Origin of the sequence: Porphyromonas sp. COT-290 OH860 (assembly GCF_000768935.1) — a bacterium.
In the GTDB taxonomy this organism is placed as follows: Bacteria; Bacteroidota; Bacteroidia; order Bacteroidales; family Porphyromonadaceae; genus Porphyromonas.
Map to the genome: position 1 here is coordinate 1 of NZ_JRAR01000055.1, position 12,871 is coordinate 12,871.

A 12,871-nucleotide genomic window follows, 5' to 3' on the forward strand; every position below is an offset into this window, starting at 1 on the left:
GCAGCCAAATAAGCACAAAATGCCCGACCTTGTAGCCCATTGCTCACAAGGTCGGGGTAAAGGGGGAGGATACCCAAGTTGAAAAACACTGCCTCAAGCAGCAAAAAATGACTCTAGAGAACTGAAGCATCGAAGCGATTCATTGCGCAATAGTCTCATTCAAGGCTCCCAAAGCCGCTCAAACACTCAAAAAACACCGAGAAAGATACAAGAAACTTTGAGCGGTGCATTGCGCAATAGTCTCAAAAAGAGCATAGACTTACGCCGAACTCACGTTAATCAGCTCTTTTCCATAAACTTGAAGGCAGGCATAGAGAGACTGAAGTTCAATGCGTTGGAGTACTCTTTCGAAAGTATCTACGCTCGGACAGCCATTGGGCAATTCAACCAGTGGGCGAAGAGATTCTCCACGCTCTAAGCAAAGTTCATGCATGGACTCATAATCCTCGCCTCCAAACAAATAACTCGCTAGTGCAATAACCAAAATATCGCTCAACTTATGCTTGCAACGACCCACAACGCGAGGGTCTATTACCATCGAAAAATAATCGCGTACATCCATACACCAAAGATAGCCTTATTTTGATGCGGGGACCCTGTATCAAACAAACAAATTAAATCAGCAAAGCAACATTTCACTACATTTGTAGCGGTGCACTTTTGTTTGACAATATCCAGATATGAAGATAATTCGATTGATTTGCTTGTATTGGCTTGGTTTGTTGCTCGCTCAAGGGACAAACCTGAAGGCGCAGAGCCATTACAAACCTGATATACTCGGCGAGCCGTACGAGAGCCGAACTATTAGCTTGCCCGATGACTATAGCGGTCCCGTGGAGGCGACGCTCATTCGCCACAAGCTGGATAGACGCTTTGCTCGTGCTGTGCTGTATATCCATGGCTACAATGATTACTTTTTTCAGGCGGAGCTAGGCGATAGTATTGTCAGGCATCGGTACAACTTCTACGCCCTAGACCTGCGCAAGTATGGGCGTTCCCTTCGCCCCGGACAGAGAGCTTTTGAGTGTCGTGATGTGCGTGAGTACCAAGCTGAGATCTCTCTAGCACTCGAACTGATGCGCAAGGAGGGGCACAGCGAGATCTATCTCATGGCACACTCTACGGGCTGTCTCATCTCTGCCCTCTATCTGCACGACACGAGAAATAAGGACGGCATTCGAGGCCTAATCCTCAATAGCCCTTTTATAGATTTCAATTCGACCGCATTCAACGAGCGTTTCCTCTTGCCCCTAGTAACTTCTGTCGCTTGGCTCGTTCCTAATATGGTGATTATCCCCCCCTCCAAGCCAAACGAATATGACCACTATAGTAGTAGTCTGCTCAAAACAGCGCATGGCAAGTGGAGCTACCGCACCGATTGGAAGATGCCACAGGGCTATCCGATCCGTACCTCGTGGCTACGAGCTATTAAGCGTGGACATAGACGAGTACAAGCGGGCTTAGATATTCAAGTGCCTATCTTGCTTATGAGTAGCGGTGCTAGCATACGTCCTCGAGCAGGGCAGTGGGAGCCTCGCTATGGTAAGGCTGATTTGGTGCTTGATGTGGAGGACATGTGGCGCTATGGCTCTCGACTAGGTCGAGAGGTACACTTCGCCAAGATTCCCAATGGGATACATGACCTATTCCTCTCGCCCGATGATCAAGCCCGTACGATGGCCTACGACACCCTTTTCTTCTGGCTCAGAACGCAGGAGCGCAGAGATATTGCCAATGGCCGCCCCGTCGTAGAGCGTGCGATCGAGGACCACTCCGTTACATCGGTTGATAGCCTCGGAGGCAAGGTCAATATCAAGTTCCCCATACTCTACCAAGAGCCCAAATAGCCCTCGATGATACAAGACTTCGACATACGTGAGAGCCAACGAGAGCAAGAGGCTGACCATGCCCTTCGCCCTCTCTCATTCGATAGCTTTAGCGGACAAGACAAAGCCGTAGAGAACCTCAAAATCTTCGTCGAGGCCGCACGTATGCGCCAAGATGCCCTAGACCATGTGTTGCTCTATGGCCCTCCGGGGCTGGGCAAAACCACACTCTCGCATATCATTGCCAATGAGCTAGGGGTGGGGATCAAGATCACCTCGGGCCCCGTCTTGGATAAACCCGGGGATTTGGCTGGTCTGCTGACTTCTCTTGAGCCCAATGATGTGCTGTTCATCGACGAGATCCACCGCCTAAGTCCAGTGGTAGAGGAGTATCTCTACTCGGCTATGGAGGACTACCGCATAGATATCATGCTAGACAAAGGGCCTAGCGCTCGTTCGATACAGATTGACCTCAATCCGTTCACCCTAGTTGGGGCTACCACACGTAGCGGTCTGCTCACGGCTCCCCTGCGTGCTAGATTTGGGATCAATCTACACCTTGAGTATTATGATAAGGATACCTTGGCGGGCATTCTGATGCGTTCTGCTCGGATTCTACAGACCCCCTGCGCCCCAGAGGCGGCGGTTGAGGTCGCTGGCCGTAGCCGAGGTACGCCACGTATTGCCAATGCGCTACTACGCAGAGTCCGGGACTTTGCCCAAGTCAAGGGGACGGGGGCGATAGATCGAGAGATCGCCTGCGTAGCCCTAGAGGCCCTCAACATCGACCGCTATGGTCTAGACTACATAGACAATAAGCTCCTCGGTACGATCATCGACAAGTTTGCAGGCGGGCCTGTAGGGCTCACGACCATTGCCACAGCCCTAGGCGAAGATCCCGGGACGGTGGAGGAGGTCTATGAGCCATTTCTGATCAAGGAAGGCTTCCTCAAGCGTACGCCACGAGGCCGAGAGGTTACAGAGCGTGCCTATGCTCATCTAGGGCGATCGGCCATGCCACGTATGGGCGACTTATTTGACTAATATCTATGTCCTATAAACTTGAGTATGGCCAACCCCCTCAAATCTCTTATTAAGGATACCGCCGTCTACGGACTTAGCTCTGTGGTTGGGCGGTTTCTTAATTGGTTGCTCACGGCACTTTATTCTCGTATCCTCTTTACGGGCGAGTTTGGTGTGATGACGAATCTCTATGCCGTGATAGCACTGCTGCTCATCGTCCTGACCTATGGTATGGAAACGAGCTTCTTCCGTTTCTCTTCGACGCATGAACGACCCAGCTTGGTCTACTCCACAGTATTGCGTGCCATCGGTGCGACTTCGGCTCTCTTTCTGATTTTGGGCTTGATTTTTCTCTCTCCCATCACGGCCTATCTAGGGCGAGAGGGAGATGAGGGGCTTGTAGCGATGCTACTCGGCATTGTCGCTCTAGATGCTTTCGCTACCATACCGCTCGGCTACCTGCGTTACGCCCAGAGGCCGTGGTGGTTTATGGGAGTACGTATGGGCTTTATCCTCCTGACTATTTTGCTGACCCTTTTGGCTTTCTACGGCCTGCCTTGGCTGGCGGAGGGTTTCCCGAGCCTCTTCGGTGGCTGGGAAATCTCTGGGCATGGCTTGTACTACATCATGGGGATTAATCTCATTGGCAATATCGTCCAGATTTTGATGCTCTCTCCTACGTTTAAGCATGCTTGTGATGGCTTCGACTGGGGGCTGCTCAGGCGTATGCTCAGCTATGGCTGGCCGATTCTCTTGCTTGGCTTGGTGGGCAGCTTCAACAACCAAGCGGATAAACTACTATTCCCTCGCCTCTTTGAGGATAGAGCTCTGGGTGAGTCGGAGCTTGGCATCTATAGTGCTTGCTACAAGATTGCCGTCATCATGATTCTCTTCACACAGGCGTTTCGCTACGCTTACGATCCGTTCGTCTTTGCCCGTAGCAAAGAGGGAGGCGAGTCGGCTAAATCTGCCTATGCTGTGTCGATGAAGTACTACATCATCTTCACGCTATTCATCTTCCTTGGCGTGATGTCTACTCTCGAGATACTGCAGTACTTTGTAGGGCCCGACTTCAGAGGTGGTCTGGCTGTGGTACCGTGGGTAATGGCTGGGCAACTTCTCTTCGGTATTTACTTCAATCTCTCCCTCTGGTACAAGCTCACAGACCGAACCTATTGGGGAGCTATCCTCTCGGTGGTTGGCTGCATTTTGACAGTGCTGATCATCGTGCTTGGTACACCGCATTATAGCTATATGGCTTGCGCTTGGGCGAGCGTCGTGTCCAATGGCGTGATTACACTACTCTCTTACTTCTTAGCTCAGAGATACTATCCTATTCGCTACGAATTGGGGCGGATAGGGCTATACGTAGGGCTAGCTCTAGGCCTGCTTCTAGCCGAATGGCTACTGGCCGAGTATGTGACCGACTATGTTTGGGTAACGCTACCCTTCAACCTGCTGATGTGCCTTGTTTACCTACTTGTCGTGCTGAAGCTAGAGCTCCCGAGCGGAGGGCTAAAGCCACTACTGGCAAGGTTTAATAAGCGTTAAATTCCCGATCCCTAAATTTATATTTTAGACCATCTCTCTGCAGATTGATGGGACGATGTGCATAAGTAGTGGATAACTTGTGCAGACCTCGTATTTGCCATCTAGGAGGCTCTACACGGGGGTCGATCTGTTTGGAGCGCTACATCCCTAGTCTAGGGGAGATCGTTGGTTAGAATGGATTTTTGTAATGCGTTCATATAGTTGTATATAGATGTCTATTTCCTGCGGATTGATATGTTTGAAGCTCATTCTCTACTATTTCTTCCCATCAATTTTCTCGAATTGATGGACACATCGCAGTGGATTAGTCCATCAATCCGATCAAATCAGTCCTTCGATTTTTCAGTACACTTTACCACAAAAGAGACTATTGTGCAATGCGCCGCTCAAAGTTTCTTGTATCTTTCTCGATGTTTTTTGCGTGTTTGAGCGGCTGTGGGAGCCTTGAATACTATCCCCCTATCCCCATCCCTGAGGGAAATTTCCCTCAGGGATGGGGATTTTACGGTTATTTGGCAGCTTCAAGCACAAAATGCCCGACCTTGTAGCCCATTGCTCACAAGGTCGGGGTAAAGGGGGGAGGATACCCAAGTTGAAAAACACTGCCTCAAGCAGCAAAAACACGACTCGAAAGAACTGAGGTGGCGAAGGGGGTATTGTGCAATAGTCTCAACATACAGTGGATTTGAGGCTAGAATAGATGATGGCTAATGACGAAAATAGTTTAGGGGCTATGGAGGAATACACGTTCCTCCATAGCCCCTAGGCTATTGTTGGGCGGATTGCTCTACGTTAGTACTACAGTTTTATGGTCTGCTTAGAGCCATCTGTGTAGGTTAGGCGTAGGACGATGCGCTGCGTCTGTGCCGATACATTCAATACGAGCTCATCTGCTGGGCCATGAGCTGCAGATATCAGTTGGCCAGAAAGGCTATATGCCTCGGCTAGAAGTAAGCTAGGAGCCGATACTACCACTTCATTGCCTCGGCGATAGGTGTAGGCGTTGGGCTTGACCTCTTCCGTCGGTAGGATTTGCTCCTCCGTTTTGGGCGTAGCGAAGAGTCGCACTTCTAGGTTCTGTCCTCCACGTGTAGAGAGGAATAGGCGTGTACCGTAGTCACGAGGCTTACTTGCTAGCTTTTGACGGTCAATAGATACCGATAACGTACCACCTGTGGCAGGTAGAGTGGGCTTATCTAGCTTGAAGACCTGTGGGCTATTATTGGCCGATATCATCATCGTGCGTACGCTCTCACGTGCGTTCTTTGTCGTTACCTCTAGATCGAGAGGGCTAGATTGCAGCTCAAAGAAAGCTAGGAGCTTCTTGTCCACGCTGATTACGGCGTTGTCCTCCCGGCCCCAACTGAAGTCATCGAGCAGATATACGGTGCTCGTTTCGTTCGCTCCCAGTGGAGATTGGAGTGCGAAGATGACGACAAACTCCTTTAGGTTGTCCAAGCCTTCGTATTCGTTGAGCTTGAGCAAGTAGTCGTACCAGACACGTTCGTTGAGTTTGCCTCCGGGGGTAATCTGTTCGATAGGCAGGAGTAGTACCTGACCAATTTTACCACCCTGCACTGGTGCTATGTAGACGAAGAATTTATCTTGCTCGAGAGCCGTCTGCTTGAATAGGCGGAATGTCAGTTCCTTCGTCTTAGCCTCTTCGTAGCTCAGTAGAGGGGACACGAGGAATGCTGTTAGCTCTTGCTCTCCTTGAGGAGTAGCCTTGTAGAGTGTTACCTTGGCTACATCTTCGTCGTTGAGTGTGCCGGAGTCTTGCATGCGCTGCTGATACGATACCCAAGGGCGATTGCCTGCGAAAGCGAGGTTACGCCAGCCGTCGATAGAGAGAGCACCATGGTGTAACTCGTTGTCGAAGCTCTCCACGAGGCGTGCTTGTGCTTTGTCTTTGGAGAAGTCTACTAGATCAACAAGGGAGCTGTGCGTGAGGCGTCCGCTTGCGGGTGATGGCTCGATGCCAACTTCGGTGATGGAGAATACGCCCTCGGCAGAACCTGAGTTCGTACGTACGAGGCGGAAGGTTGTAGGTTGGTGCGAATTGACAGTGTAGGTCTGCTCCTTGTCTGCTTTGACGGCTTTAGGTTCGCCGACACGTTGCCAAGATCCTCCATGGTCGTAGCTTACTTCAAGTGCTAGCATAGCATTGTCTGCTGCGTATGCGCCAGCCTTAACCTTGATAGAAGCGATACCATTGGGGAAGTCCTCGCTGTAGATTAACCCATCGGCGAAGCCGCCCTCGTAGCGTAGCTCTGCTGCATCGCCGTAGAAGAAGATTTCTTGAGTCTCGCCGTCGTAGATCGAGTTGTTGCGCATCGTCCAGATGCCTTTGTCGAACCAGTAGTAGCCCAGTGCCTCCATATCGGAGTAGCGTGTGTTGCTTGCATTGGGGAACTTCCGCTTGGAGAATTTCTCGCGCCAGCCAGCCTCGCCTTGCTTCACGATACCCTTGAGAGGAATGCGCTTAGTTTGGAACATAGGAGATGAAATCACGAGATGCGCCTCCGTAGTACCTACCTTGGAGCTTCTGAACCCGATATTAATTTTGGTGTCATTGACGCCAATATGTAGGTTGAGATTAGGAAATTCCTTTTCAAAGTAAGGAACGTTAGTTCGGTTGATCGTGAAGCCTTGCCCCGATGGTTCGATAGCTATCTTAACCTCGTCAATCATATTCTCGAAGTCTAATTCGATCTCTTGGGATACGTTGCCCGGAGCGCCTAGGTTGTAGACAAAGTCTGCAATAGGCTGTGGCTTGACCGTAACGCTGGGTGGATTCTTGGGGTCGATTGAGTAGACCTGTAGAGGGATGTTGATTTTCTGACCAGCACCATTGTCGATGCTCGCTTGTGAGTGTTGACTGCCACGAGGTACTTTGCCTGCTGTCGTTGGCTTGCAGGTAATGGCAAGATCTACCACATGACTACCCTTGTCAATTTGCTCAAGGTTTGTTGAGAAAGGGATCCCCTCCGTCAGCTCAATCTTGCGTGCTGTCTGCTGATTGTAGCTCTGCACAACATAGTTTTGCGTCAGACTCTTGCCAACCTCTACCTCAATGAAGCGAGTGACCTGAGGCAGTACGCTCACGAATGGAGTAGGGTTGTCCTGCTTACGGAAGCTAAAGTCGTCTAGGCGAATGTTGCTCTGCTTATTAACTTCGATAGCAAAGCGGAAGCGCTTAGCACCCTCTGGGAGTCTTGCACGGAAGCGCAGAGTACCCCAGCTGCGCATATGTGAGAACCAGAGCTTATCGTTGTTGATGAACTTCTTTTCGCTCTCGGTTGTAATCTCCTTGCCCGAAGCGTCTAGCCACTTCATTGCCAAGCGAAGTGCGCCCTCTTCTTTGGACCCAAGCTCAACAGAGTAGTGTAGTAGGCCCTCGAACTCATCGCCTGCCTTGTAGTCGCTGGTTAGGTCAATGATCTGCTCGAGTAGCCCTAGAGCATCTGTTGTCTGGATCCGTACGGCATGTCCCGTATTGGAGTTGTATGTATCGCGCCCCGATAGCTGGGAGCTTTGACCTAGAACGGTCCATTTCGTTGGCTTATCGCCATTAAACTCATATAGGAATTCGTCCTTGAGTAGCTCGGGGTTGGTGTTCTCCCCCGGGTCTTGCCCTTGCTGAGCATCTAGGGCCAGTGGTGATAGGATTAATATCGCTATCAGCCACAAGTAGGTGTGAAATCTCTTCATAACCTTCACTTGATTTGTTTATGGTGAATACTCTGAATAATACAATGCTTCGACAAAGAAAGTCAAATTGATATAATGAAACGATAAAACTAACTAATTATATTGATAGATTAAGTGAATAACCATATTGATAAACTAAGTGAAATTTATGTTTTACGTGCGTGTTATTCTATCTGATTGTCTCTACCTTTGACTAGTTTATCTGTTCTATCCTATGCTACGCTCTAGCTTGATCGCTATCTGTTTTCTCTTTTCCCTGACGATCGCTCGAGGTCAAGACAATGTTGGGCTCCGTTTGTTTGGCCTAAGTATTCACCCACACTCGGAGGCAGAGAATGCAGCGATTATGCCTCTTAGACTAGATCCTCAAGCCTATCTAGTGCAGAATCTAGGTGCAATCCTCTCCTACGAAAAGGCTATCTATCGGGATATTTTTACCTCCAAGCTGGCCTTAGCTCTCTACTCAGATTGTGCGGCTCGTCTAGGTGGATTTATTCATATAGGCCTTAGAGGGCGGGTGTTCAAAGTAGGGCAGCATAGCCTCTATGGAGGACTAGGCCCTACATTGATCTTCCGTCGAAACTGGCTAGAGCTAGAAGGCTACAAGGATCAGAAGCTCTTCAAGGGGGCGAAGGGTGATCGCTTCCAGTATCTATTTCTCTGGTATGGAGGAGAGTTTGACTACCGCTACCAAATCAACCAACGCCTTGATACAGTCGTTAGCCTAATCCCGGGTTACCCAGACCTCATCAGCCTATCAATCGGCATCAACTATCGACTATAAGTAATGTGCAATGTCGGTGTGGCATAACACACAAGCTACTCAAATCAGTCGCAACATTTGCTCTGCACGATCAGCCGTCTTGGTACAGCCGAGGTAAAGGCTGCTCTCGGCTTACGCAAGCCTAGCATTGTGCATGCTCTGAAGAGCTTAAAAGGCGGTGTTTCATAATGCACAAACTGCAGTGTTGCTTGCGACATTTGCTCCGCACGGACTTCGTCGTCGACTTCGGTCACATACTTTAGTATGCTCCCTTCTGCTTCATTCTTAGCGCCTTGCATTTTGCGCATTCTGACACACCTTAAAAGGAGGGGCTGTGGCAAAATTTATATTTTGCCACAGCCCCTTAACTTATATCCCCTCGGGCAATTAGTGTGCCCAGAGGTTATGCTAGAGATCTATGAGAAGCGACGGCTGCGGGCGAGCATACAAGCCCCCACTACACCTGCCTTCTCTCCAAGAATTGCCGTTACAATCTCAGTATCCTTATTAACTAGGTTGAGCGAATACATACGCACGACCGTTTGCACAGCCTGAGTGAGGTATTCTCCCGTTAGGCTGAGCGATCCGCCGATGATCACTAGTTCTGGGTTGAAGATGTTGATTAGACTGGCAATTTGTTTGCCGAGCTTGGTGCCTATATCGCTCAAGATCTCCAAGCAGAGGATATCTTCTTGTATTGCCGCCTGTATGATGTCATTCATTGTGATAGGTTCACGGCTGAGCACTCTCTGTGAGAGGATAGAGCTCTGTCCCTCTCTGATGCGCTCGAGTAGCATTCGGTGCATGGCCTGTCCGCTGACTTCCGTTTCTAGACATCCCTTCTTGCCACAGTGGCAGAGGATCTGATTCTCGTAGTTGCTGATGTGGCCAAACTCTCCGCTGAAGCCAGACTTGCCGAGATAGACCTTACCTCCTAGGATAATGCCTAGCCCAATCCCCCAGCTAACGTTGATATAGAGGACATTCTGGCAGTCCTTGCCGCTGGCGCAGCCCTGCGTGTACTCACCATAGGCCATACCTCGTGTATCATTGTCGATAGATACGCTCAGGCCGATCCGCTTGGAGATTTGGTCTGCGAGCGGATAGTCCATTGTGAAGTTGAAGAACGTGTAGCTGAAGCCTGTCTCGGGGTTGATGCGTCCCGGCAGGTTGATATTGACGTTGAGGATATCACGCTTGTTGAGCCCAGACTGCCCAATGAAGTCGAGAATGGTTTGGCATAGCTCGTCCAAGCTCTCGGGTGTGCTATTGAGCTGATAGGGGATATCGTAGTAGGTCTTCTTCATCTCGCCGACGAAGTCGATGATGCCGATGTTGATGTAGCTATGTTTGACATCGACCCCCACGAAGTAACCAGCCTCGGGGTCGAGGCCGTAGAGTAGTGGATAGCGCCCTCCGTGTGTCTCGAGCTTGCCGTAGTCTTTGATGCAGCGGCTGCTGATCAAATCCCCGATAAACTTGGTTACCGTAGGTACGCTTAGGCTAAGCACCTTAGCCAGTTCTGTAATAGTGGCCGGACCGTTCTCGATGAAGTGAGAGATGATCTGCCGTTTGATCTGGGCCGCTTTGCCGCCCTGAGCTAATTCTTTGAGAAGTTCTTGATCCATAACGATAAGGCGTTTTACCTAATGAAACATTATGTTGTATCTGGTTCTTTAATATTTTGATTGAATCTTATTTGTGGCGACGCCCCGGGCGCTGGTGTCGTTTGCCCTCGCTCGTAGGGCTAGTAGAGCCCTGAGGCTTGGCGCCTCGTCCCTTGGACTGCTCTCGGCGTTTGCCAGAGGTCCGCTTGTCCGAGCGGTTGTGCCCTCGTCCTCTACTCTTGTATTCGGGGCGATACTCAGGCCCTGAGCCTAGATGCTCTGGAATGCTTAGCTTGTAGATGGGTTTCCCCAAGAAGTGTTCTATTTTGGCGAACTCGGGCTGCTCTCGCTCTCCAACGAAGGTAATGGCCAAGCCCTCGTCATTGCCCCCTCGTGCTGTACGCCCTATGCGGTGTACATAGTCCTCTGGGTCGTGGGGAATATCGAAGTTGATGACCATACGTATATTATCAATGTCAATCCCACGGGCGACGATGTCGGTAGCGATCAGTAGGTCTATAGCTCCGTTCTTAAACTCACGCATGACCTGCTCTCGTTTGGCTTGCTCTAGGTCCGAGTGCATCTCCGCTACATTGATGCCCATAGAACGGATACGCTGTGTCAGCTCCTTGACACGCTGTTTGCTCGATGAGAAGATGATGCTACGCTTGGGCTTGGTGGTGGCGAAGAGGGAGGCCAAAATCTCAATTTTCTGAGCATCGTAGCAGATATAAGCCGACTGGAGTATGCTCTCCGGTGGGCGGCTGATGGCCAGCTCTACCTCGCGTGGGTTACGCAGGATTGTTTTGGCTAGCTGCTTGATTTTGGGAGGCATCGTCGCAGAGAACATCACTGTCTGGCAGGTCGCAGGTAGGCACTGGTGGATCTGTTTGATGTCGTCCATAAAGCCCATATCCAGCATGCGGTCTGCCTCATCGAGGACAAAGTACGAAACGCTGGAGAGATCTGCGTGTTGCAGGTTGATGAGTGAGATCAATCGCCCGGGAGTGGCGATGACGATGTCGGCACCAAGGCTCAGCCCTCTGCGCTGCTGCTCGAAGGTAATGCCGTCTGTCCCTCCATAGATTGCCACGGACGAAATAGGTAGGAAGTATGCGAAGCCCTCTATCTGTTGCTCGATCTGTATGGCCAGCTCTCTGGTCGGAGCCATAATGACTGCATTAACCTTGTCTGCGACACACTCCCCTCGGCTCAGTTTATTGATGATAGGGAGCAGATAGGCTGCCGTCTTGCCTGTGCCAGTTTGGGCACACGCAATCATGTCATGCCCCTCAAGAAGCAAGGGGATTGTGGCCTCCTGTATCGGGGTAGCCTCGGAGAAGTTCATCGCTTCTAGCCCATCGAGCACCTCGTACTCTAGGTCAAAATCATCAAATCTCATACAAACACTTATCAACTTATGCAAAATTAGCGATAATTTTAGAAATACACACCTAACGAAACCACGTTTTTAGATAAATTCTCCCATCGAAGGCGAATCGAACAGCCATAATCCCGCCATATAATTAAGAAAACAGAATATTTCAGCAGCACTTCCTTTATTTATAAGCTATTGGCAAATACTCTAGAAATGGCTGTGATGTGCTCCTTGTGGCGGCAATAAGATTTATACATTCATTTACTTTTAGGAGACCGTTCCACGGCATTTTGCCTCTTTTCGGCTTGATGCATTTCATATATCTCTGATTATTAACATATTTAATATGAAATTAACTGTATCAACACGTCCACAAATGGAGAAAATGCCGTGCAATGGTCTCAATAAGCAGCATCTAGCATCAATAACACTAGGGGAAGCGGAGCCAAACTACCCCACTCGTTTGTCTACTTTTTAGTTAAGGAGTGTTAAGGATATAGTAAGGAGTTTGATGGAATCATGCAATACTTCGTAAAGGCGAATGGTCTGACTAGACGAAATTGATGGGCTGATTGATTCGAATCGTAGGACTACCCTCCTCCGATGTATCCACTAATCCGAAAGGATTGATGGGAAGAAATGCTCCCCAAAGCGCTAGTACCACACTAGACCCCCCAAAAAATCAAGATAAAAACCTGAAAAACAACCTAATACACAATCAGCTTTTTAGGTAACTATTCTCACTCGCCTAGAGCGGAGTGCGGAAAGAACAAAGCACGCAATCTGGAGCCCTCTAGAGGGCAAATACGAGGTCTACTCATTTACCCCTCGAATACACAGAAGCAACGCAATCATGATACAGAAAAGTAAACGAATGTATAAATCCGACGGGCTACAATCTAGAGCTCGAGAAGGATCCAGCTTATCGACTCTATACCAAGTTGCTTATCGGTAGCCGTAGGATTATGTTTTCTCCAGACAAACACTTACCTTTGTGAATATCAAGACTTAA

7 protein-coding genes and 1 pseudogene are annotated in these 12,871 nt (G+C 49.6%); 4 read left to right on the top strand and 4 right to left on the bottom strand.

The features are described 5' to 3' along the window. Window positions 1-274: 274 nt before the first annotated feature. Window positions 275-562 (bottom strand): annotated as a pseudogene (locus HQ41_RS06015) (transposase family protein); the annotation flags it as partial. Window positions 563-680: 118 nt separating this feature from the next. Between HQ41_RS06015 and HQ41_RS06020 the strand changes: the two are divergent. Genes HQ41_RS06020 through HQ41_RS06030 form a run of 3 tightly spaced genes read left to right on the top strand, consistent with a single transcriptional unit; the run spans window position 681 to window position 4,400 of the window. Then, a complete protein-coding gene (locus tag HQ41_RS06020) occupies window positions 681-1,847 on the top strand; it encodes an alpha/beta hydrolase (protein WP_081964783.1) in 1,167 nt (388 codons plus the stop codon). Between the two features lie 6 nt (window positions 1,848-1,853). Continuing rightward, entirely contained in the window at window positions 1,854-2,870 is a 1,017-nt protein-coding gene (ruvB, locus tag HQ41_RS06025) for a Holliday junction branch migration DNA helicase RuvB (RefSeq protein WP_044189272.1), read from the top strand. Between the two features lie 24 nt (window positions 2,871-2,894). Next, the gene (locus HQ41_RS06030) at window positions 2,895-4,400 is read left to right on the top strand and encodes a lipopolysaccharide biosynthesis protein (RefSeq protein WP_200880505.1); all 1,506 of its coding nucleotides are present in this window, start codon (window positions 2,895-2,897) and stop codon (window positions 4,398-4,400) included. A gap of 798 nt (window positions 4,401-5,198) precedes the next feature. Here HQ41_RS06030 and HQ41_RS06035 read toward each other — a convergent pair. Further along, entirely contained in the window at window positions 5,199-8,111 is a 2,913-nt protein-coding gene (locus HQ41_RS06035) for a hypothetical protein (RefSeq protein ID WP_044189274.1), read from the bottom strand. 214 nt (window positions 8,112-8,325) lie between these two features. On the opposite strand from HQ41_RS06035, the gene HQ41_RS06040 reads away from it, so the two are divergent. Further along, window positions 8,326-8,895, top strand: coding sequence for a hypothetical protein (locus HQ41_RS06040; protein WP_052405319.1), 570 nt, complete (start codon window positions 8,326-8,328; stop codon window positions 8,893-8,895). A 395-nt stretch (window positions 8,896-9,290) separates the two neighbouring features. On the opposite strand, the gene HQ41_RS06050 is transcribed toward HQ41_RS06040, so the two are convergent. Together HQ41_RS06050 and HQ41_RS06055 are read right to left on the bottom strand one after the other, a co-directional pair. Further along, on the bottom strand, window positions 9,291-10,502 hold the full coding sequence (locus tag HQ41_RS06050; protein ID WP_044189279.1) for an ROK family transcriptional regulator: 1,212 nt from the start codon (window positions 10,500-10,502) through the stop codon (window positions 9,291-9,293). A 67-nt stretch (window positions 10,503-10,569) separates the two neighbouring features. After that, window positions 10,570-11,883: a DEAD/DEAH box helicase gene (locus tag HQ41_RS06055; RefSeq protein WP_044189282.1), complete on the bottom strand. Its 1,314-nt coding sequence runs from the start codon at window positions 11,881-11,883 to the stop codon at window positions 10,570-10,572. Window positions 11,884-12,871 lie beyond the last annotated feature (988 nt).